17 protein-coding genes are annotated in these 19,861 nt (G+C 66.5%); 9 read left to right on the top strand and 8 right to left on the bottom strand.

What is annotated here, in order from left to right; genetic code table 11:
- Positions 1-111: 111 nt before the first annotated feature.
- Positions 112-840 carry a phosphonate utilization associated transcriptional regulator gene (locus BMW87_RS30350; protein WP_093058823.1) on the bottom strand — a complete coding sequence of 243 codons (729 nt, stop codon included), beginning with the start codon at positions 838-840 and terminating at the stop codon, positions 112-114.
- A gap of 161 nt (positions 841-1,001) precedes the next feature.
- On the opposite strand from BMW87_RS30350, the gene BMW87_RS30345 reads away from it, so the two are divergent.
- From BMW87_RS30345 to BMW87_RS30320, 6 genes are all read left to right on the top strand, one after another.
- A complete protein-coding gene (locus BMW87_RS30345; protein WP_093058824.1) occupies positions 1,002-2,042 on the top strand; it encodes a putative 2-aminoethylphosphonate ABC transporter substrate-binding protein in 1,041 nt (346 codons plus the stop codon).
- A 180-nt stretch (positions 2,043-2,222) separates the two neighbouring features.
- Positions 2,223-3,359 (top strand): putative 2-aminoethylphosphonate ABC transporter ATP-binding protein, encoded by a 1,137-nt coding sequence (locus BMW87_RS30340; RefSeq protein WP_093081432.1) that lies wholly within the window; start codon positions 2,223-2,225, stop codon positions 3,357-3,359.
- The gene (locus BMW87_RS30335; protein ID WP_093081429.1) at positions 3,356-5,080 is read left to right on the top strand and encodes a putative 2-aminoethylphosphonate ABC transporter permease subunit; all 1,725 of its coding nucleotides are present in this window, start codon (positions 3,356-3,358) and stop codon (positions 5,078-5,080) included. Before BMW87_RS30340 ends, BMW87_RS30335 begins: the two co-directional genes overlap by 4 nt.
- A gap of 56 nt (positions 5,081-5,136) precedes the next feature.
- Positions 5,137-6,267: a 2-aminoethylphosphonate--pyruvate transaminase gene (locus tag BMW87_RS30330; protein WP_093081427.1), complete on the top strand. Its 1,131-nt coding sequence runs from the start codon at positions 5,137-5,139 to the stop codon at positions 6,265-6,267.
- Positions 6,268-6,277: 10 nt separating this feature from the next.
- The gene (gene purU / locus BMW87_RS30325; RefSeq protein WP_093058884.1) at positions 6,278-7,144 is read left to right on the top strand and encodes a formyltetrahydrofolate deformylase; all 867 of its coding nucleotides are present in this window, start codon (positions 6,278-6,280) and stop codon (positions 7,142-7,144) included.
- 33 nt (positions 7,145-7,177) lie between these two features.
- Positions 7,178-9,634 carry a GcvT family protein gene (locus BMW87_RS30320; protein WP_093081423.1) on the top strand — a complete coding sequence of 819 codons (2,457 nt, stop codon included), beginning with the start codon at positions 7,178-7,180 and terminating at the stop codon, positions 9,632-9,634.
- A 45-nt stretch (positions 9,635-9,679) separates the two neighbouring features.
- On the opposite strand, the gene BMW87_RS30315 is transcribed toward BMW87_RS30320, so the two are convergent.
- The gene (locus tag BMW87_RS30315) at positions 9,680-10,594 is read right to left on the bottom strand and encodes a LysR family transcriptional regulator (RefSeq protein WP_093058829.1); all 915 of its coding nucleotides are present in this window, start codon (positions 10,592-10,594) and stop codon (positions 9,680-9,682) included.
- A 162-nt stretch (positions 10,595-10,756) separates the two neighbouring features.
- Between BMW87_RS30315 and BMW87_RS30310 the strand changes: the two genes are divergently transcribed.
- From BMW87_RS30310 to BMW87_RS30300, 3 genes are all read left to right on the top strand, one after another.
- On the top strand, positions 10,757-11,746 hold the full coding sequence (locus BMW87_RS30310; RefSeq protein WP_093081421.1) for a Bug family tripartite tricarboxylate transporter substrate binding protein: 990 nt from the start codon (positions 10,757-10,759) through the stop codon (positions 11,744-11,746).
- Positions 11,746-13,296 carry an amidase gene (locus BMW87_RS30305; RefSeq protein WP_093081419.1) on the top strand — a complete coding sequence of 517 codons (1,551 nt, stop codon included), beginning with the start codon at positions 11,746-11,748 and terminating at the stop codon, positions 13,294-13,296. The genes BMW87_RS30310 and BMW87_RS30305 overlap by 1 nt, the downstream gene beginning before the upstream one ends.
- 95 nt (positions 13,297-13,391) lie before the next feature.
- Complete coding sequence (locus tag BMW87_RS30300) at positions 13,392-13,784, top strand: nuclear transport factor 2 family protein (RefSeq protein WP_093081417.1); 393 nt, start codon at positions 13,392-13,394, stop codon at positions 13,782-13,784.
- A gap of 10 nt (positions 13,785-13,794) precedes the next feature.
- Here BMW87_RS30300 and BMW87_RS30295 read toward each other — a convergent pair whose 3' ends face one another.
- The 6 genes from BMW87_RS30295 to BMW87_RS30270 form a co-directional block, all read right to left on the bottom strand.
- Positions 13,795-14,163, bottom strand: a complete 369-nt coding sequence (locus tag BMW87_RS30295) for a hypothetical protein (RefSeq protein ID WP_256216981.1) — start codon at positions 14,161-14,163, stop codon at positions 13,795-13,797.
- A gap of 124 nt (positions 14,164-14,287) precedes the next feature.
- Positions 14,288-14,944 carry a hypothetical protein gene (locus BMW87_RS30290; RefSeq protein ID WP_093081438.1) on the bottom strand — a complete coding sequence of 219 codons (657 nt, stop codon included), beginning with the start codon at positions 14,942-14,944 and terminating at the stop codon, positions 14,288-14,290.
- Positions 14,945-15,048: 104 nt separating this feature from the next.
- The gene (locus tag BMW87_RS30285; RefSeq protein WP_093081415.1) at positions 15,049-15,993 is read right to left on the bottom strand and encodes an FHA domain-containing protein; all 945 of its coding nucleotides are present in this window, start codon (positions 15,991-15,993) and stop codon (positions 15,049-15,051) included.
- A gap of 39 nt (positions 15,994-16,032) precedes the next feature.
- Positions 16,033-18,228: a TOMM precursor leader peptide-binding protein gene (locus BMW87_RS30280; protein ID WP_093081413.1), complete on the bottom strand. Its 2,196-nt coding sequence runs from the start codon at positions 18,226-18,228 to the stop codon at positions 16,033-16,035.
- On the bottom strand, positions 18,221-18,973 hold the full coding sequence (locus tag BMW87_RS30275; RefSeq protein ID WP_093081410.1) for a class I SAM-dependent methyltransferase: 753 nt from the start codon (positions 18,971-18,973) through the stop codon (positions 18,221-18,223). The genes BMW87_RS30280 and BMW87_RS30275 overlap by 8 nt, the downstream gene beginning before the upstream one ends.
- Before the next feature lie 94 nt (positions 18,974-19,067).
- Positions 19,068-19,850, bottom strand: coding sequence for a BMA_0021/BMA_0022 family TOMM bacteriocin (locus BMW87_RS30270; protein ID WP_093081408.1), 783 nt, complete (start codon positions 19,848-19,850; stop codon positions 19,068-19,070).
- Positions 19,851-19,861: the final 11 nt, after the last annotated feature.

Here is a 19,861-nt window from a genome sequence, read left to right as displayed (position 1 = left end):
ATGGCCGCGTCCAGGTACGCAGGCTCGCAGCCATCGACGCACACCACCACGACGGGGCGGCTCATCCAGCGGTAGCTGCGGGCATTGACTTCGAGTGTCTCCGGTGTCATTTCAGACTTCCTTTTGGGGTGGGTTGTTCGATGCGGTCGCCGCGTCGGAATCGGCGCGGCCGAAGGCCTTGTGCATGCGCGCGCGGCTGCCCGCGACGTGCTGGCGCAGCGCGCGCCCTGCCGTGTCGGGGTCGCCGCTGGCAATGGCGTCGACGATGTCGCGGTGCTCGTCGGCCGACACGCGCAGGCCGCCGCCGCTGTCGAGCGCACGCATTCTGAAAAGGTGCAGCTCCTTGACCAGGCGCTTGTAGGTTTCGGTGAGCTTCTTGCTGCCGGCCGTGTCGAGCAGGATCTCGTGGAACTGCAGGTTGAGCTGCGCGTATTGCTCCACGTCCTGCGCCTGGGCTGCCGAGCGCATTGCATCGAGCATGGCGCGCAGGCGCTCGACCGCGTCGGGCTTGATGGCGAGCGCCACGCGCCGGCCGATGATTTCTTCCAGCGCCTCGCGCAGTTCGTAGATTTCGTCGGCTTCCTCGAATGCGATCTCGCGCACGAAGACGCCACGGTTCTTTTCGTTGCGCACGAGGCCGGCCTCTTCCAGCGCACGCAACGCCTCGCGGATAGGGCCGCGGCTGGTGTTGAAGCGCTGCGAGAGTTCGCTCTCGTTGATGCGGCTGCCCACGGGGAGCTCGCCGGTCATGATCAAACGCTCGATTTCTTCCTGCATCAGCATCGGCAGCGAGCTGGACTGGAGAAACGCGAGGGCGGCGGAGTGATTGGTGGTGACCATGGGGCGTATTTTCCCCGATGATTGAAAACTGTCAACAATTTTTTATTGACAGTCTTCAATCAGCAATCTACATTGCGATCACCGGAGCTTGAGCAATGCCAACTGCCGGAGCCCGCCACTCACTCACCCCCTGTGACAGCAAGCCACTTCAGGAGAAACAGATGACGATGAAACAAAGCACGCGCCGTCTCACGGCGGCCCTGTGCGTTGCGGCGCTAGGCCTCATGGCCGGCGGCGCCGCCTGGGCGCAGAAGACTCCGCTCCTGGTCTACACGGCGCTCGAGACCGACGCCATGAAGCTCTACAAGGACGCCTTCGAAAAAGCCAACCCCGACATCGAAGTGAAGTGGGTGCGCGACTCCACCGGCATCGTCACCGCCAAGCTGCTGGCCGAAAAAGCCAACCCGCAGGCCGACGTGGTGGCCGGCCTGGCCGCCAGCAGCCTCGCGCTGCTGCAGCAGGAAGGCATGCTCCTGCCCTACGAGCCCAAGGGCTTCAAGGACCTGAACCCCGCCTACTCCGACAGCGCCCGCCCGCCGGCCTGGGTCGGCATGGACGTCTGGGCCGCAACCATCTGCTTCAACCGCGTCGAGGCCCAGAAGCTCGGCCTGCCCAAGCCCGAGAGCTGGAAGGACCTGGCCAAGCCCGTCTACAAGGGCACCATCTCGATGCCGCACCCGGCCTCCAGCGGCACCGGTTATCTCGACGTGTCGTCATGGCTGCAGAACATGGGCGACGCCGAAGGCTGGAAGTACATGGACGCGCTGCACCAGAACATCGCGCAGTACGTGCACTCGGGCTCCAAGCCCTGCAAGCAGGCCGGCGCGGGTGAGTTCCCCATCGGCATCTCGTTCGAGTTCCGCGCGCACCAGGTCAAGAAGTCGGGCGCGCCCGTCGACCTGATCTTTCCGAAGGAAGGCCTGGGCTGGGACATCGAGGCCACCAGCATCATGAAGACGAGCAAGAAGACGGAACAGGCCAAGCGCTTCGCCGACTGGATGGCCAGCAAGGAGGCCAACCAGATCACCTCCACATGGTGGGCGGTGGTGGCCTACCCCGGCGTGGCCTCGAAGCTCGAAGGCATTCCGGACAACTACGAAAAGCTGCTCGCCAAGAACGACATCAACTGGGCAGCGAAGAACCGCGAGCGCATCCTGGCGGAATGGAGCAAGCGCTACGAAGGCAAGGCTGAACCGAAATAAGGCTCGCCCCCAGGCTGCGCGCACTTCGTGTCGCTTCGCCAACCCCCTACCGGGGGCGACACCTGCGGCCCGGCAAAGCCGGTTCCGCGGTGTCCCACGAATCGGCTCGACAGGCCTGCAGCTCTTATCCCAACCCGCGACGCCCATTTCTGTGGCGTGCGCCAACGACGAGTGCGAAAAATGGATATGACCGACACCAAGTTCATTGCCAGCCCGGTGCCTGCTAGCGCTCCTGCAGCGCTCGAGATCGTCGGCGTTCGCAAGGACTTCGAATCCTTCAGCGCGCTGCGCGACGTGCACCTGCGCGTGAACCCGGGCGAGATGCTGTGCTTTCTGGGCCCCTCGGGCTGCGGCAAGACCACGCTGCTGCGCATCATCGCGGGGCTGGAAACGCAGACCGCCGGGCAGATCCTGCAGAACGGCAAGGACGTCTCGTGGCTGCCGCCGGACCGGCGCGACTACGGCATCGTGTTCCAGTCGTATGCGCTCTTTCCCAACCTGTCGATTGCCGAGAACATCGGCTACGGGCTGGTCAACAGCCGCGCCAAACGGGGGGAGATCAAGGTACGAGTCGAAGAGCTGCTGAAGCTCGTCGGCCTGCCGACCTCGGGCAACAAATACCCGAGCCAGCTTTCGGGCGGCCAGCAGCAACGCGTGGCACTGGCCCGCGCGCTCGCCACGCGTCCCGGCCTGCTGCTGCTCGATGAGCCGCTGTCGGCGCTCGATGCGCTGGAGCGCATCCGCCTGCGCGGCGAAATCCGCCGGCTGCAGAAGCAGGTCGGCATCACGACCATCATGGTCACGCATGACCAGGAAGAGGCGCTGTCGATGGCCGACCGCATCGTAGTCATGAACCACGGCGTGATCGAGCAGGTCGGCACGCCGATGGAAGTCTACGAACAGCCGGCTACGCCCTTCGTGGCCGATTTCGTCGGCAAGGTCAACGTGCTGCGCGCGGTGGCGCTGGGCAACCAACGCTTCAAGGTGGGCGGCATGGAGCTGCAGTGCGATGCCTGCGACGGCGCCTTCGAGCCCGGCGAAGCCGTCAACCTCTACCTGCGCCCCGAAGACCGTGCGGTCGAGCACCTGGGCGACGACACGGCCAACCGCCTGCAGGCGCTGGTCACCAAGGTCGAATTCCTCGGCGGCCTGTGCATCGCCGAAGTGACGGCCGATGCGCTGCACGGACAAACGCTCGGCCTGCACTTCTCGCTCAACCAGCTGCACGACCTCGACATTCGCGAAGGCAACACCATCGACATCGCGCTGCGCGCCAACCGCATCCGCGCCTTCTCTGCACGCAGCCTGAAGCCATGAACACGCTGGCACACCCTCGCCCTTCGTTCGCCGCGCGACCGGCCATGCGCTGGAGCCGCGACGAGACCATTGCCCGGGTCATCCTGTTCGTGGTGATGGCGATGCTCTTCGTGTTCCTGATCGCACCGCTGGCGACCATCCTGGCCCATGCGGTGCAGGACAAGGACGGCCGCTTCGTCGGCCTCGCCCACTTCATCACCTACTTCCAGACGCCGAGCCTGCTGCGCGCGGCGTGGAATTCGGTGTGGGTCTCGGCGGCGGTGGTGATGATCTCGGTGCCCACCGCCTTCGTCTTTGCCTACGCGCTCACGCGCAGTTGCATGCCGGCGCCGCTGAAGGCGGTGTTCCGCCTCATTGCGTTGATTCCGCTGCTGGCGCCCTCGCTGCTCTCGGCCATTTCCTTCGTGCAGTGGTTCGGCAACCAGGGGGCTCTCAAGTTCCTGCTGGGCGGCGCGTCGATCTACGGCGCGCCCGGCATCATCCTGGCCGAGGTCTACAACACCTTTCCGCATGCGCTGATGATCCTGGTCACCGCGCTGTCGCTCGCCGACGGCCGGCTGTACGAGGCGGCCACCGCGCTGCGCACGCGGCCGTCGCGCCAATTCATGACCATCACGCTGCCCTCGTGCAAGTACGGCCTCATCAGCGCGGCGACCGTTGTCTTCACCTACGTGGTGAGCGACTTCGGCGCGCCCAAGGTGATCGGCGGCAACTTCAACGTGCTGTCGGTCGATGTGTTCAAGCAGGTGGTCGGGCAGCACAACTTCTCCATCGGCGCGGTGGTGGGCATGCTGCTGTTGCTTCCCTCGATCATTTCCTTCGTGATCGACTACGTGGTGCGGCGCAAGCTGAAGGCGCAGCTCACGGCCCGCTCGGTGCCCTACAGCCCCAAGCGCCGCAAGCTCGCCGATCCGCTGCTGATGCTGTTCTGCGCGGTCGTGTGCGGGCTGCTGCTGGCCACCATCGGCATGGCGATCTACACCTCGCTGATCTCGCTGTGGCCCTACGACCTTTCGCTCACGCTCAAGCACTACCACTTCGTGCTGGTCGAAAGCGACATGGCCGCGGCCTACGGCAACAGCCTGATCGTTGCCATGGCCACCGCCGTGGCCGGCTCGCTGATCGTCTTCGTGGGCGCCTACCTGATCGAGAAGACGCGCAACCTCGGCCTGATGCGCAAGGGCATGCATCTGATGGCGGTGCTGTCGATGGCGGTGCCGGGCCTTGTGCTCGGGCTGGGCTACGTGATGTTCTTCAACCATCCGGCCAACCCGCTGAACTTTCTCTACCAGACGATGGCGATCCTGATCATCTCGATGGTGGTGCACTACTACACCTCGAGCCATCTCACGGCCGTGACGGCGCTCAAGCAGATCGACAACGAGTTCGAAGCCGTGTCGGCCTCGCTCAAGGTGCCGTTCTTCAAGACCTTCCTGCGCGTGACGGTGCCGGTGTGCCTGCCGGCGATCCTGGACATCGGGCGCTACTTCTTCGTGGTGTCGATGGCCAGCCTGTCGTGCGCCATCTTTCTCTACACGCCGGAGACCATCCTGGCCTCGGTCGCGATCATGCATCTGGACGACGCCGGCGACATCGGTCCGGCCGCGGCGCTGGCCAGCCTGATCGTCGTCACCTCGACCATCGTGTGCATCGCCTACTCGCTGCTGACGCGCGTGCTGCTGTCGCGCACGCAGGCCTGGCGCAACCTGAGCCGCAGTTGAACGGCGGCCCCTCTGTCTTCCCCTTCCTCTCATTTCTTTCCCTGCCTGGAGACATCATGAGTCAAGCCCCCTACCCCATTCTTCTCACGCCCGGCCCCCTGACCACTTCGGACCGCACGCGGCAGGCGATGCTGCGCGACTGGGGATCGTGGGACGCCGACTTCAACCAGATCACCGCGCGCATCCGCAAGCATGTGCTGGAGATCGTGCACGGCACCGGCACGCACGAGTGCGTTCCGCTGCAGGGCAGCGGAACCTTCTCGGTGGAAGCTGCCATCGGCACCGTCGTGCCGCGCGACGGCCACGTGCTGGTGCCGAGCAATGGCGCGTACTGCCAGCGGCTCGCCAAGATCTGCAAGGTGCTCGGCCGCAAGCTGACCACCATCGACTACACGGAAGAAAAGCAGGTCTCGCCGGCCGACGTTGACCGGGCGCTCGCGGCCGACCCAGGCATCACCCACGTCGCGGTGGTGCACTGCGAAACCGGCGCCGGCGTGCTCAACCCCCTGCACGAGATCGCGATGGTCGTCGCCAGGCACGGCCGCGGGCTGATCATCGACGCCATGAGCTCCTTCGGCGCGCTGGAGATCGATGCGCGCAAGACGCCCTTCGATGCGGTCGTCGCCGCTTCGGGCAAATGCCTCGAAGGCGTGCCGGGCATGGGTTTCGTCGTCATCAAGCGCAGCACGCTCGAGAAGTGCGAAGGCAACTGCCACTCGCTGAGCATGGACCTGTACGACCAGTGGGTGTACATGGAGAAGACCACGCAGTGGCGCTTCACGCCGCCTACGCACGTGGTCGCCGCGCTCGACACCGCCATCGCGCAGTACATCGAGGAAGGCGGCCTTGCGGCGCGCGGCGGGCGCTATGCGCGCAACTGCAAGGCGCTGATCGAGGGCCTGGCTTCGCTGGGCATCCGCAGCTTCCTGGAGTCCGCCATCCAGGCGCCGATCATCGTCACCTTCCACGCGCCCGACGATGCCAACTACGACTTCAAGACCTTCTACCAGGAGGTGAAGAAGCGCGGCTACATCCTCTACCCCGGCAAGCTCACGCAGGTGGAGACCTTCCGCGTCGGCTGCATGGGCCACTTCGGCGAGGCGGGCATTCCGGGCGCCGTGGCCGCCATCGGTGAGACGCTCAAGGCCATGGGCATCAGGCGCGTCACCGCACCCGTTGCCGCCTGAAGGCACGGCAATGGGCGACGAAACACCACGCCGCTACATCCTCACCCTCACCTGCCCGGACCGCACGGGCATCGTGGCGGGCGTGGGCAGTTTCATCGCAAGCCACGGCGGCCTGATCACCCAGGCCGCACAGCACGGTGACGCGCTGCACAACCGCTTCTACATGCGGGTGGAGATCCAGGCCGACACGCTGCCCTTCTACCTGGACGAACTGCGCGAACGCTTCGCGCCGGTCGCCAAGCAGTTCGACATGGAGTGGAGCGTTTCCGACAGCTCGGTGAAGAAACGCATGCTGGTGCTGGTGAGCAAGCTCGATCACTGCCTGAACGACCTGCTGCACCGCTGGCGCAACAAGGACTTGCACTGCGAAATTCCGTGCGTGATCTCCAATCACAACGACCTGCGATCCTTCGTCGAGTGGCACGGCATCCCGTTCTTCCACGTGCCGGTGACGCCCGACACCAAGACGCAGGCCTACGCCGAAGTGGAGCGGCTGTTCCGCGAGTTCAGCGGCGACTTCATGGTGCTCGCGCGCTACATGCAGGTGCTGTCGGACGACATGACCCAGCGCCTGCGCAACCGCATCATCAATATCCACCACAGCTTCCTGCCGGCCTTCGTCGGCGGCAAGCCCTACCACCAGGCCTTCGAGCGCGGCGTGAAGATGACCGGCGCAACCAGCCACTACGTGACGGCCGAGCTCGACGCCGGCCCGATCATCGACCAGGGCGTGATCGACATCGACCACGGCAACTCGATCGAGGAGATGGTGCGGCTCGGCAAGGACATCGAAAAGAGCGTGCTGTCGCGCAGCGTGCGCCTCCACCTGGAAGACCGGATCCTGGTCCATCGCAACAAGACGGTGGTCTTCAAGTAACCCTCCCTCAACCAACGAGTCCTCCGACACATCATGGCGACGCCACTTCCCTCCCATGCGCAGGTCGTCATTGCGGGCGGCGGCATTGCCGGCTGCAGCGCGGCCTACCACCTCACCCAGCTCGGCTGCACCGACGTGATCGTGCTCGAACAAGGCCAGCTCACCTGCGGCACGACCTGGCATGCTGCCGGGCTGGTCGGCCAGCTGCGCGCGAACCGCAGCATGACGAAGATGAGCCGCTACGGCATCGACCTGTATGCCTCGCTCGAAGCCGAGACGGGCCTGGCCACCGGCTGGAAACAGTGCGGCAGCATCACGGTCGCCCGAACGCCCGAGCGCATGACGCTTCTGCGACGGACCATCGCCACGGCCCGCAGCTTCGGCATCGAGGCCGAGTTCATCACGCCGGCCGAAGCGCTGGAGTTGTGGCCGCTGATGCGCATCGACGATCTCGTGGGCGCAGTCTGGCTGCCCGGCGACGGCAAGGCGAACCCGACCGACCTCACGCAATCGCTGGCCAAGGGCGCGCGCAACCGCGGCGCGAAAATTTTCGAGGGCGTGCAGATCACCGGCACGATCATCGAGAACGGCCGCATCGTCGGCGTCGAGACCCGCCAGGGCACGGTGCGCTGCGAGAGCTTTCTCAACTGCGCCGGCCAATGGGCGCGCGAGCTGGGCAAGATGTCGGGCGTCAACATTCCGCTGCATTCGGCCGAGCACTTCTACCTGGTCACCAAGGAGATCGAAGGCGTCCACCGGGACCTGCCGGTGCTGCGCGACCCCGACGGCTACATCTACTACAAGGAAGAAGTCGGCGGCCTGGTGATGGGCGGCTTCGAGCCGGTGGCCAAGCCCTGGGGCATGGACGGCATCCCGCCGAAGTTCGAGTTCCAGCTGCTGCCGGACGACATGGACCAGTTCCAGATCCTGCTCGACGAAGCGGTGCACCGCACGCCGGCGCTGGAGACCACCGAGATCAAGCTGTTCCTGAACGGCCCCGAGAGCTTCACGCCGGACGGCAACTTCATCCTCGGTGAAGCGCCCGAAGTGCGCGGCTATTTCGTGGCCGCCGGCTTCAACTCGGCCGGCATCGCCAACGCGGGCGGCGCGGGCAAGCTGATCGCCGAATGGATCGTCGGCGGCGCCGCGCCGGCCGATCTGCTCGACGTGGACATCCGCCGCTTCGCGCCCTTCAACAGCAACAAGCGCTGGCTGAAGGACCGCACGGTGGAAGCGCTCGGGCTGCACTACGCAATGCGCTGGCCGCGCCACGAGCTGGAGTCCGGACGACCGCTGCGCCGCTCGCCGCTGTACGACCGGCTCAAGGCCAAGGGCGCCGCCTTCGGCAGCAAGCTGGGATGGGAGCGCGCGAGCTGGTTCGCATTGCCGGGGCAAGAGGCGCATGCCCGCTACGGCTTCGGCCGCCCCGACTGGCTGGATGCCTGCATCGAAGAGCAGATGGCGGTGCGGCGAGACGTGGTTGTCTTCGACCAGACCTCGTTCGGCAAGCTCATGGTGCAGGGCCGCGACGCCGAGCTGCTGCTGCAGCGCCTGTGCGCCAACGATGTGGCGATCCGGCCTGCAAGCATGGTCTACACCGCGCTGCTCAACGAACGCGGCGGCTTCGAGAGCGACCTCACGGTGATGCGGCTGGCAGCAGACTGCTTCCTGATCATCACCGGCTCCGCTCAGCCCTGTCGCGACATCGGCCACATCAGGCGCCACATGCATGCGCACGAGCATGTGACGGTGACGGACGTGACCTCCAGCTACTGCACCCTCACGGTGACCGGCCCGAAGGCGCAGCAGCTGCTGTCCCGGGTCACGCCGCAGGACCTGGGCAAGGAGGCGTTTCCGCAATCGGCAGTGATCGAGATCGATGTCGGCTACGCGCGCGCACTCGCGGCCAAGGTCTCGTACGTCGGCGGTCCGGGATGGGAGCTGTACATCCCGACTGAGATGGCGGTGCATGTGTACGACACGCTGTTCGACGCGGGCGCCGACCTGGGCCTTCGCGACGGCGGCTACTACACGATCGACGCCTTGCGCATCGAGGCCGGGCGCCGGGCCTTCGGCCTCGAACTTGGTCCGGACGAAAACCCGTTCGAGGCGGGCCTGGAATTCGCGGTCCAGCTGGACAAGCCGGTTGCCTTCATCGGACAGGCCGCGCTCGCGAAGATCACACCCGAACGGCTCTCCAAGCGGCTGATGATGTTCACGCTGGACGACCCGCAGGCCTTCGCATGGGGCGGCGAACCGATCCTGCGCAACGGCAAGGCCGTCGGCGAGCTGACCTCCACGGCTTACAGCGCGGTACTGGAGCGGATGGTGGTGATGGGCTACGTACGCAGCGCCGAGCCACTGACGAGGGAAGAGGCAATGCACGGCGAGTACGAAATCGACATCGCCGGCCAGCGCTTTTCAGCCACGCCGCAATCGCGGCCGCCTTACCCCTCGCTCATCAAGGCTGCGCTCGAACGGCGCGGATAGCTGAAACCGGCCTGACGCCCGCTGAAGGCGGCGCAACCCCAGGGCCTATCCGCTGGCCTTGACGGCCTCCACCAGATGCCGCACGAAGGCTTTCGCGGCATCGGGCAGCGAGCGGCCCGCCATGGTCTCTATTTCCAGGTGCCGCTCGTTCATTTCGCGGTCTTTCACGGGGAGGGCGACCAGCGCCTTGCTCTGCAGCAGCGTGCGTATCGACAGCGGGCCGTAGAAGGCGATGCTGCCGCCGCCGGCCGCTGCAAAACTCAGCAGTGCATTCGCGTGGTTGCTGGACATGGCCTGTGAATAGCGCAGCCCCTGCCGGGCGCAGCTTGCGTCGAGCAGGCGGCGTATGGAGCTGTCTTCCTGCGGCAGCCCCAGCGGATACGCGACCACCTGGCGCAGCGACAGCTGCCGTTGCTGCGCCAATGGGTGGTCCCTGGCCATCACGGCGAGGATGGGGCTGGGGTACCGCAGCTGGATCTCGATGCCGGGCTCGGGCGCAGCACTCAGGGTGATGCCTACGTCGGCCTCGCCGTCGCGTACCTGGCTCGAAATATCGGTGGGCGAGCAGACCTCCAGGTGAAAGCGGATGCCCTCGTGCTTGCGGCGGAAGTCCGCGATCAGCCTGGGAATGAAGTCGAAGGCAAAGCCCTCGGTGCTCGCCACGCGCACATGGCCGCTGCGCAGGCCGCGCAGGCCGGCGATGTCGTTCGTGACCCGCTCGATGTCTTGTTGCGCCCGCTTGGCGTGTGCCGCCAGCAGCTCGCCCGCGGCATTGGGCACCATGCCGCGCGCATGGCGCTCGAACAGCAGAGTGTCGAGTTCGCGCTCCAGCCGCGCCACCTGCCGGCTCACCGCCGAGGGCGCCACGTTGAGCTTGAGCGCTGCCTCCTTCACGGAGCCGGTTTTCACGACCTCGAGAAAGTAGCGCACCGCGGTCTCCTGCAAGGCACGAAGCTGCATGAATTTCTCCTGTGGCGTGGCCCGAAACGAATTTCGTTGATTGCCGATTCGGCAACGCAGAATTCTAAACATTGCGCTTGTGACACCGGCATGACGCTCCTAGGATGAACCCGCCCTCTCCCGATCCCCATCGAAATCCCCGTCGAAATCCAGGAGTTCCCGATGAACCGTCTCCCGCTCATGGCGCGCATGGCACTGGTATGTGGCCTCGCACTTGGCGCCCTGCCGCTGACCGCGCCCGCCGCCGCGGCGGACTTTCCCTCGCGCCCGATCACGCTGGTCATTCCGTTCCCGCCGGGTGGGGCGACTGACGTCAACGGGCGCGTGATCGCGCAACGTCTGGGCAAGGAGCTCGGCCAGCCCGTCATCATCGAGAACCGCGCGGGCGCCGGCACGGTGGTCGGCGCAAGCTATGTGTCGAAGGCCGCGCCCGACGGCTACACGCTGCTGATCAGCTCGGGCTCGACGTTCACCGTCAACCCCGCCATTCGCGCCGCCCTGCCCTACGACCCGGTGAAGAGCTTCGACCCCATCGGCATCGCGGGTCGCGTCGCGCTGATCCTGCTGGCGAACAGCGAGGTGCCTGTGCAGACGGTGAAGCAGTTCGTCGATTACGTGAAGGCCTCGCCGGGCAAGTATTCGTACGGCTCCTTCGGCACCGGCACCACCGCGCAGTTCGCCGGCGAAACCATGCTGCATGCCACTGGCCTGAAGATGACGCACATCCCCTACAAGGGCAGCGCGCCCGCAATGACCGACCTGATGGGAGGCCAGATTCCGTTCAGCATCGACACGGTGAGCGCGGCGATCCCGCAGCTCAAGAGCGGAAAGATCAAGGCCATTGCGCTGACGACTGCGAAGCGCTCCGCCCTGCTGCCCGATGTGCCCACCTTCGCCGAGAGCGGTTATGCCAGCGTCGACATGGACTCGTGGCTGATGATCGCCGTCCCGAAGGGCGTGCCCGCCGACGTGAAGGCCAAGCTTGAGAAGGCGCTGGCCGCGACCATCGCCGACCCCGAAACGCGTACCAAGCTGCTGGGCCAGGGGCTGGAGCCGGCGTTCAGCAGCAGTACCGCGTCGAGTGAGCTGATCAACCGCGAACTGCCCTTGATGCGTGCCGTTGCGGCTCGCGCAAACATCACAGCCGACTGATGAACCCGACGAACAACACTTCCCGCGACACCAGCACTGAGCTCGTCGAAAAATCCGCCGTCGAACTGCGCCGCCTCATCGGCAGCAAGGCCATCTCGCCCGTCGAGCTCCTTGAAGCATGCATCTCGCGCATCGAGCGCGTGAACCCCTTCGTCAACGCGGTGACCGCAACCTGTTTCGAGCGAGCGCGCAACGAAGCCATGGTGGCCGAAAGCGCCGTGATGCGCGGCGACTCGCTCGGCCTGCTGCACGGCCTTCCGCTGGGCGTGAAAGACCTGGAGCCCACCGAAGGCCTGCTCACGACCTGGGGCTCGGCGATCTACCGCGACCATGTGCCCACGGAAGACATCGAGCTGGTGGCCCGCCTGCGCCGCGCGGGCGCCATCGTGGCGGGCAAGACCAACGTGCCCGAGATGGGCGCGGGCGCCAACTCGCGCAACGACGTGTGGGGCGCCACGGGCAACCCCTTCAATCCGAACCTGAATGCCGGCGGCTCCTCGGGCGGCTCGGCGGCTGCGCTGGCCTGCGACATGCTGCCCGTGTGCACCGGCTCCGACACCGGCGGGTCGCTCCGCATTCCGGCGGCCAAGTGCGGCGTGGTGGGCTTCCGGCCGTCGCCGGGCATCGTGCCCAGCGTGCGCAAGCCATTGGGCTGGACGCCCATTTCGGTCGTCGGCCCCATGGGCCGGACGGTGGAAGACGCCTGCCTGCAGATGGCGGCATCCGCCGGCATGCACGCGGGCGACCCGCTGAGCTATCCGCTCGACCCGATGTCTTTTCTGGCGCCCGCGCAGGTCGACCTGGCCGGCCTGCGCGTGGCGTGGACCGAAGACTTCGGCACCTGCGCAGTGGACGACGGCATCCGCGCCACCTTCCGGCAGAAGATCGAAGCCATGCGGCACCTGTTCCGCCGCTGCGACAGGGTCGAGTTCGACATGGGCGAGGCGCACCGCTGCTTCGACGTGCTACGTGCCGAAGCCTTCGTGGCAGGCATGCAGGCGGCCTACGAGCGCGACCCCGCCAGCCTGGGACCCAACCCGCGCGCGAACTACGAGATGGGCGCTCGCATGAGCCTGCTCGACAGCGCCTGGGCGCAGGCCGAGCAGACGCGGCTCATCAAGCGCTTTCAGACAACCTTCGCCGACTACGACCTAGTGCTGTCGCCCACCACGCCGGTGTCGCCCTTTCCGTGGACGCAGCTGTATGCCGGCCACATCAACGGAGAGCAGCAGGCCAACTACTACCGCTGGCTGGCGCTGACCTACGTGGTCACGCTCACCACGCACCCGGCCATTTCGCTGCCCTGCGGACTCGACCATGCGGGCATGCCCTTCGGGCTGCAGGTGGTGGGCGGCTTTCGCGCCGACCACCAGGTGCTGGGCGCAGCGCGGGCGATGGAAGAAGCCTTCTCGGCCCACGCGCAGCTGCGCCGCCCCCGGCCGGACCTGGCCTCGTTGCGCATGGCCGAACCCGCGCTGACTTCGATCGTCAAGACGCCGCCGGTCTTCGACCGTCGCCACACGGGCGCTGCCGCGGTGTCTGCCGTCTGAGGGAGCCGAGTCGCCAAGGCGCGGGGGAAGCCTTGCCATGTCGCACGCGGGTGCGTCAAATGCCGGGCATCTTCACTCACAGCCTCAGGAGAACCATGGCCATCGACACCCTCGCCACCTGGCACCGGCTCGTCAAGGAACGCGACGTGGCGGGGCTCGACGCCCTGCTGGACGACGAGGCCGTCTTCCACTCGCCGGTGGTGCACAAGCCCCAGGTCGGGAAAGCCATCACGCAGAAGTACCTGGCCGCGGCGTTCCAGGTCTTCTTCAACGAGGGCTTCCGCTATGTGCGCGAGCTCCGGTCCGCGAACGACGCCGTGCTCGAATTCGCGCTGGAGCTGGACGGCATCCAGATCAACGGCGTCGACATGATGAAGTGGAACGACGCAGGCAGGATCACCGAGTTCAAGGTGATGCTGCGCCCCCTGAAGGCGGTGAACCTCATTCACCAGAAGATGGCGGCGCAGCTCCAGGCGGCGCAATCCTAGTCAATCCCAGTCAGTCGGCGACGACCTGCAGGCTGCCCTGCACGCTGTACGCCCGCACGCACATGCGGGTCAGCTGCACGAGAAAGCGGAACACGGTCGGCTCGCACAGGCAGTCCGGCGTGATCGCCATGATGTCCTTGCGGAACTCCATCAGCCGGTCGCCGGACATCGCCATTTCGGCGGAGGCGCCGTAGTAGTTCTTCCAGAAGTCCTGCAGCAGGCCGCGCTTGACTTCGTCGATCACGAGCGTGTAGCCGCGCTCCCAGACCTCTTCGTCCATGGGCAGGCAGTCGACGCCGGGATCCTCCGGGCGGGCACCTGGGGGCACCAGGAACACGCGCCGCATGGCGACTCTTTCAACGGCGGTCTGCGAGTGCATCGCCGGACTCCGGAACTTCAGCGGTGATGGCTGCCTCAGCGGCATGGGGTATTGCAACATGGCGTGGCTTTCTCATGGTCGTCATCCTCGGCGGAGGCGCACGTTGTGTGACAGGCTTGGAATTTCAGGCCGCGAGCAGTCGCAGGCGGCTCGCGTTGGAATGGGCCAGGCTCTCCGGCTGGTCCCAGGTACCGTCCGCGTTCAGCGTGGTGGTCAACGCGTAGACGCCTGCCGGGAATGGCAGCTCCAGCGGGTTGTTGACCGTGCTGACGTCGATCACGCCGCCTTCCTCGTAGTCACCGTAGGCGATGAAGTACTTGGGCCGCGGCGAGAAGGCCAGGTTCTGGTTGGGGCGCGCCTGCGCCGCATACACCGTGCTGCCCCCCATGGTCACGCCCACGGCGGCCGCGGACCTGATCGGGATGCTGGGCGATTCGGCGAGATAGAAGCGGGATTGGTCGGGCCCCTGGGTGGGGTTCACGAACCGGTAGGCGCCGTTGTAGTCCAGCGTGATCTTGTTGTTCAGGCCGCTGGGGTCGTAGGTTTCAGTGGCGATGAACTGGATGCCGGGCTGCAGCTCGCCCGTCTCGGCCCAGGAGAAGCCGGTGTCGATGCTCCACTGGAACTTGACGCGCGAAGTCGGGCTCGGGTTCGAGAACCTGGCGAACCAGGCCAGCGACAGGGCATTCGGCGCCCATTGCGTCGGGTCGTTCTGGAACACCATGAAATAAGCCGAATGGCTCGCATGGTTGTTGACCGTGACGGAATAGATCATTCCCATGACAACTTCCCGGAAGTGGTTGATCAGCCAGTTCATTCCGCGACGGCGGCACCGAACTTGACGTCACTCTAGGGAGCGCACGGGTCGAATGGAATTACAGACGATTACACAGGCTGTGCACCGCCCTGGATCTCGAAGGGATAGTTGCCCAGCCGCACGGTCCCGCGACGCCGCTCGACCAGCGGCGGCTCGGCCAGATGGGGCGGCAATGCATTGAGGATCTGGTGCTTGGCGCGAAAGATCTGGATGTTCACGTAAGAGGGCTCCACGCCCAGCATGCGCGACAGTTCGTCCAGCCCGATCCAGCCCTGGCTCTGCGGCGCGATTCCTCTTTGCGCGTCTTTCTGGCGCACGCGCGCGAGCGTGACGAGGGTGTAGTGATGGATGCGTTCGCCGAGCGACACCGACTTGCCTTCCGCCACCAGGCTCAGGCTCGTGTGCTCCTCGTTCTGGCTGACGTTGAAGTGCAGCGCGACATCCGCAGATGCCGAGCCCGGCGCCGACGGAGTGATCGGGTTCTCGGAAGTGAACGCCAGGTCGTCGCACAGCACGAACTCCCACGTGCGAACCGCGGTGCGGACCATGGCACCGTCGCTCAGGGGCTCGATGCCGTCGATGTGCTCGAGCATCCATCTGCCGTCCTGGAAATACACGTTCACTTCGGGCTGGTGCTCGTCCGGCAGCAGGTTCTCGCGCAGGCCCAGCGCCAGCGGGGCAACGCCTCCGTCGACAGGGAAAAGGCAGGTGACCGGCGGTGCCAGGTCGACCACGGTCCAGGCCGTTTCATCGCCCACGCCCATGCGGACTTCGGCGCCCACGGGCAAGGCAGTCCATCGGCCGCTGGGCAGCCGCTCGCCGTTCACGGTGGTGCCGTTGCGGCTCTGGTCGACGATTTCCCATGTGTGCCTGTTCCATCGCACCATCGCATGGACCTGCGACACGTCCGCTGCCTTCAGCACCGTCTGGCACGCCGAGGCGCGGCGGCCGAAGGCGTGCACGGGTCGCAGCATGATGGCGCGCTCGTCGAGCTTGTTCCTGAAAATGGCCATCGGCTTTCCCTTTTCTCCTTCTCTTGAAATCGGACCGTATCAGACGTACAGCGCCTGCGGATTCAGGTCGCTTTCGCACACCGGAGTGTCGCGCCATCCCATGGCGACTGGAACGCGGTACAGGCGCGGATTGCCCAGCTCCGGCCAGATGTGGCACAGCCCCGGCACGACCACCTTCACAGTGTGCAGGGGAACGTCGGGGCGCGTGTGGTCCAGGACGATGGTTTCCAGGCCGAGCGCAGCGGCAATGGCAACGCAGCGCCGGATCTCCCCGGCGATGTCCGTGCGCGCGGCTGGCGCCGGCACTACGTTGCCCGCGTCCGATGGCATGAGAAAGCGCGGCGGGCCTTCTTCCCTGGCTTCCCTGGCTTCCCTGGCTTCCCCGGCTTCCCCGGCTTCCCCGGCGGCACGCTGCATCGCGAAGGTCTTGCCGGCCGCGATCAGCTGGCTCATTTCGGTGAGCGCGCGCTCGCAGGCCAGCGCACGGTCGGGGCTGCAGCCGAAGCCGATGGCCCACGCGCCCGTCTGCAGATGCCGGCCGATGGCAACCGCCACCGGAATGCCGAAATCGTGGGTGATATCGAGCACCCAGCGCTCCCATTGCGGGCCGCAGGTGCGTTCGACGCGCTGGCGGATTTCGTCGGACAGGCCGCCGAGGTCGATGGCCGGCCTGGGAACTTCGCCGTACCACCAGATGGCGGCGGCATCGCGCTCCACCAGTTCGAGAAAGCCCTGCAGGATGGCTTCCTCGCGCGTGTTCCCGGCGGCGCAGCCGTTCGATGTCCAGCTGACGTGGCACTGGCTTTGCGCCGGCGCATGGGCAAAGCAGAAGGCCAGCGGCAGGTAGCAGCGCTCATCGGCCGTGAGCGACCAGGCAGGCGTCCACCATGCGGGCCCGGACGACACGGACGACGCCACGGCATGCGGAGGCTTCTGCGCCGTGTCGAATCGCTCGCGTTGCCGGTCGCTGAAGAGCGCCAGCGCCTGCGGCTGGATGCAGCGCGCATCGAGGTCGGCGGCGAAGGCCACGACCGAGGCTTCGTCGCCCTGATGGAAGGCGGCATAGCGCTCGACCGCCTCGCACAGCGCGCTGGCGCGGGACTGGTCCATCGACATGCCCTTGCCGAGGCAGATCTGGGTCAGCACGCCGGGCAAAAGATCGTCGCCGGGCGGCGGCGTCCTGAAAATTTCGCTGCGATAGACGGTCAGCGCGCCCTCCGACTCGGCGTTCAGCGGCGCGATCTGCGCGATCACGCCGCACAGCGGGCTGACGTGTGGCGCCAGCCGCGCCACCGTGACCGAGGCCGGCACCGTGCGCCAGCCGCCATCGCGCCGGGCGATGGGCGGGCCAGACTCCAGCACGATGCGCTCGCGCTGCCGCTGCACCACGAGCCCCGGCGTTCCGCAGTGCGGGCACTGGGGGCGGGCGGCGACGGAATGCGGTTGCGGCGAATCCAGTGTCCACACGTGTGCGTCCGCATGCGTGGCGATCTGCTGCGCTATGGGCAGCAACTGGCCGAGACGTTCGGCGACTAGCCGGGCGCCTGCCCGCACCGGCAGGCCGCTGCCCGGGGTGCCATGCCGCGCCTGCCACCATGCACGCGCCGGCCGGTTCCTCAGCCAGCGGTGCGCGAGGCAATGCCAGCAGGGGCCGGCCGTCGCCGCGCCCGGCCTGAAGAATGGGCCAGCCATGGCCTGTTCGCCGGTGGGCTTGACCAGCAGCCAGGGACGACCCGAGGCGCGCTGCTGCGCATCGATGGTGCCGAGCCGGGGGTCGAGGTAGTCGTCGCAAAAAACGAGGGTGAGGCCGGTGTCGGCGAACGCCTGCGCCCAGCCGCTTGCCGCGTCGCCGCTCACCGCGTTCGACAGCGCGATGACATCCACGTGGTCGGAGATGGCCGTGCGCACATGCACCGCCGAAAAATCGGGCACAAGGTAGGGCTCGCTGCCGTCCATCGCAACGGGTCGCACGAGCCCCTGGCGCGTCAACGCCTCGAGCGCATGCAGCATCTGTGCAAGCAGTGCGGCCGCACCTTCGGTGCGGCAATAGGTGGCGAGGCTGACGCCCTCGCGCAGCACGCGTTCGACGGCCATGACTCCCGGCGAGCCGAGCACCGACAGGTCGTTCTCGCTGGGCAGCAGCAGGCGGTCCTGCAGCACCACCGGCGGCAGGTACTTGTCGTGCCAACGGAAAACCTCGCCGAAGAAATCCGGCGCCGCCGCAGCGCTACTCATCGTCTTTCAGGCCCAGCGCGAGGCGCACGACGGCATAGGGCCAGGCCCCCGTCGTGGCCCGGAACGCCGCCTCGAACAGCCGATGCTGTTCCGAGAATTGCGCGTAGATATGGTCTTCGGACAGCACTCGCATCGCCGGATGCAGGCCTGCGATGCGGGCGCCATCCTCGAAGCCCGACACCACCGGCAACCGCATGCCGCCCACCTCCATGGGCATGCGCGCAAACACTGGATGCACGTGGTCGAGCACGACGACACATGGCGTTGTGGTGTGTTCGAAGCGCGTGGCCAACCGGCGCAGAAGCGCCTCCAGCGGCGCCTGCAGAAGATAGGGGCAGACACCCTCCAGCATCGCGAGCACGGGCCGCTCGCCGGGCAGGTCGGCGGCGTCGAACCACGCGTCGTCGAGCACCGAGCATGCGAGGTCGCTCTCGCCCTCATGACGCGCGATGTGCTGCTCCCGCAGGCTGATGGCTTCAGGCAGATCGATGTTCAGCCAGCGGGAATTCGCCGTCACGGCGGCCCCGAGGCGGCTGCGCCGGGTGCAAAGCCCCGCGCCGAGCGTGATGCACAGGCCGGTAGGGTGGGCCGCGAGGAACTCGGCCGCATAGCGGTCGAACAGTGCGGCACGCAGGACAACGCTCCTGACGAATGCCGCGTCCTTCGCGTAAGCCGACAGATCGAAAGGCAGCGACGCCGCGATGCGCCGCGCCTCGGGATCGGAAAACACCGACGCATCGGCCACGCTGCCGGAGTCGGCACGCGCGGCCAGCGTCAGCAGGAGCGTGGCCGAGGCGCCTTGCAGCGCGCCCGTGGCCTGCCCCTGTTCGGCAGCGGACTCAGCAGGTGAAGGGATAGGCCGGGCCCGTGTTGTTGTACGAGGTGAGCGCGATCGGCCGCAGCTCCACTTCCACCGGAGCAGTCGGGTAGTTGAGACGGATGCCGTTCTTGATCAGCGAGCCGTTGGCGCCCTCCAGGTTCCATTCGCCCTTCGCTGCGTCCCATGTGAAGGCGGAGTTGGTCGTGAACAGGATCTTGAAGTTGAACGGGTTGTTGTAGCCCAGCCATTGGCTCAGCACGGGCGCCTTGTCGGCGTCGGGGTCGCGCGTCAGGTCGAAGAGGAACTCCGGCGATTGCCATGCGAGGGCGACGGCACGCAGCACCACGCCACCGAACGCCAGCAACGAACCGTCGCCGCCGCCAGGAATGCCGAGGCCGGTGGGCAGCGCCCCCCCAACGACGCCGGGCGGCTTTTCGTAGGCAGCGGCGGGGCCCATGAAGTCGGGGAACAGCTGGTAGTAAGCAGCCAGGGCCTCCGTGGCCTGCGACGACGGTGCCTGCGGCAGCACGATGACGAAGGAATCGTCAGGGCCGACCCAGCCGGACGTCAGCATCGGCTTCCATGCGGCGCGCATGTCCGGATTGGGGTCCTGGAAGAGCGAGATGTCGAGCAGCGGCCACTGCGTCGGCAGGCCGAAGTCGTCGTGCAGCATCTGCTGGATGTCCGACGCGCCGAGCAGCTTTGTGCGATAGGCGTCGTCTTGCCACGATTTGGCAATGCCGCGCAGGTAGGCAAGGCGGAATTCGAGCAAAGGGTCGGCAGCTTGGCTTTGAAAGGTCATGGTGACTTCAT

This window comes from Variovorax sp. OV084 (genome assembly GCF_900111625.1).
Lineage (GTDB): Bacteria > Pseudomonadota > Gammaproteobacteria > Burkholderiales > Burkholderiaceae_C > Variovorax.
The sequence above is the reverse complement of the archived record's forward strand: the minus strand, read 5'-3'. Positions and strand labels throughout refer to the sequence as shown.

Excerpts from the sequence above, each read along its gene's own strand:
- BMW87_RS30315 (WP_093058829.1), bottom strand. The coding sequence starts at position 10,594 with ATGCAGCTTCGTGCCTTGCAGGAGACCGCGGTGCGCTACTTTCTCGAG.
- purU (WP_093058884.1), top strand. The coding sequence starts at position 6,278 with ATGGGCGACGAAACACCACGCCGCTACATCCTCACCCTCACCTGCCCG.
- BMW87_RS30310 (WP_093081421.1), top strand. The coding sequence starts at position 10,757 with ATGAACCGTCTCCCGCTCATGGCGCGCATGGCACTGGTATGTGGCCTC.
- BMW87_RS30280 (WP_093081413.1), bottom strand. The coding sequence starts at position 18,228 with ATGAGTAGCGCTGCGGCGGCGCCGGATTTCTTCGGCGAGGTTTTCCGT.
- BMW87_RS30285 (WP_093081415.1), bottom strand. The coding sequence starts at position 15,993 with ATGGCCATTTTCAGGAACAAGCTCGACGAGCGCGCCATCATGCTGCGA.
- BMW87_RS30350 (WP_093058823.1), bottom strand. The coding sequence starts at position 840 with ATGGTCACCACCAATCACTCCGCCGCCCTCGCGTTTCTCCAGTCCAGC.
- BMW87_RS30295 (WP_256216981.1), bottom strand. The coding sequence starts at position 14,163 with ATGCACTCGCAGACCGCCGTTGAAAGAGTCGCCATGCGGCGCGTGTTC.
- BMW87_RS30330 (WP_093081427.1), top strand. The coding sequence starts at position 5,137 with ATGAGTCAAGCCCCCTACCCCATTCTTCTCACGCCCGGCCCCCTGACC.
- BMW87_RS30270 (WP_093081408.1), bottom strand. The coding sequence starts at position 19,850 with ATGACCTTTCAAAGCCAAGCTGCCGACCCTTTGCTCGAATTCCGCCTT.
- BMW87_RS30305 (WP_093081419.1), top strand. The coding sequence starts at position 11,746 with ATGAACCCGACGAACAACACTTCCCGCGACACCAGCACTGAGCTCGTC.
- BMW87_RS30335 (WP_093081429.1), top strand. The coding sequence starts at position 3,356 with ATGAACACGCTGGCACACCCTCGCCCTTCGTTCGCCGCGCGACCGGCC.
- BMW87_RS30345 (WP_093058824.1), top strand. The coding sequence starts at position 1,002 with ATGACGATGAAACAAAGCACGCGCCGTCTCACGGCGGCCCTGTGCGTT.
- BMW87_RS30320 (WP_093081423.1), top strand. The coding sequence starts at position 7,178 with ATGGCGACGCCACTTCCCTCCCATGCGCAGGTCGTCATTGCGGGCGGC.
- BMW87_RS30300 (WP_093081417.1), top strand. The coding sequence starts at position 13,392 with ATGGCCATCGACACCCTCGCCACCTGGCACCGGCTCGTCAAGGAACGC.
- BMW87_RS30290 (WP_093081438.1), bottom strand. The coding sequence starts at position 14,944 with ATGGGAATGATCTATTCCGTCACGGTCAACAACCATGCGAGCCATTCG.
- BMW87_RS30340 (WP_093081432.1), top strand. The coding sequence starts at position 2,223 with ATGGATATGACCGACACCAAGTTCATTGCCAGCCCGGTGCCTGCTAGC.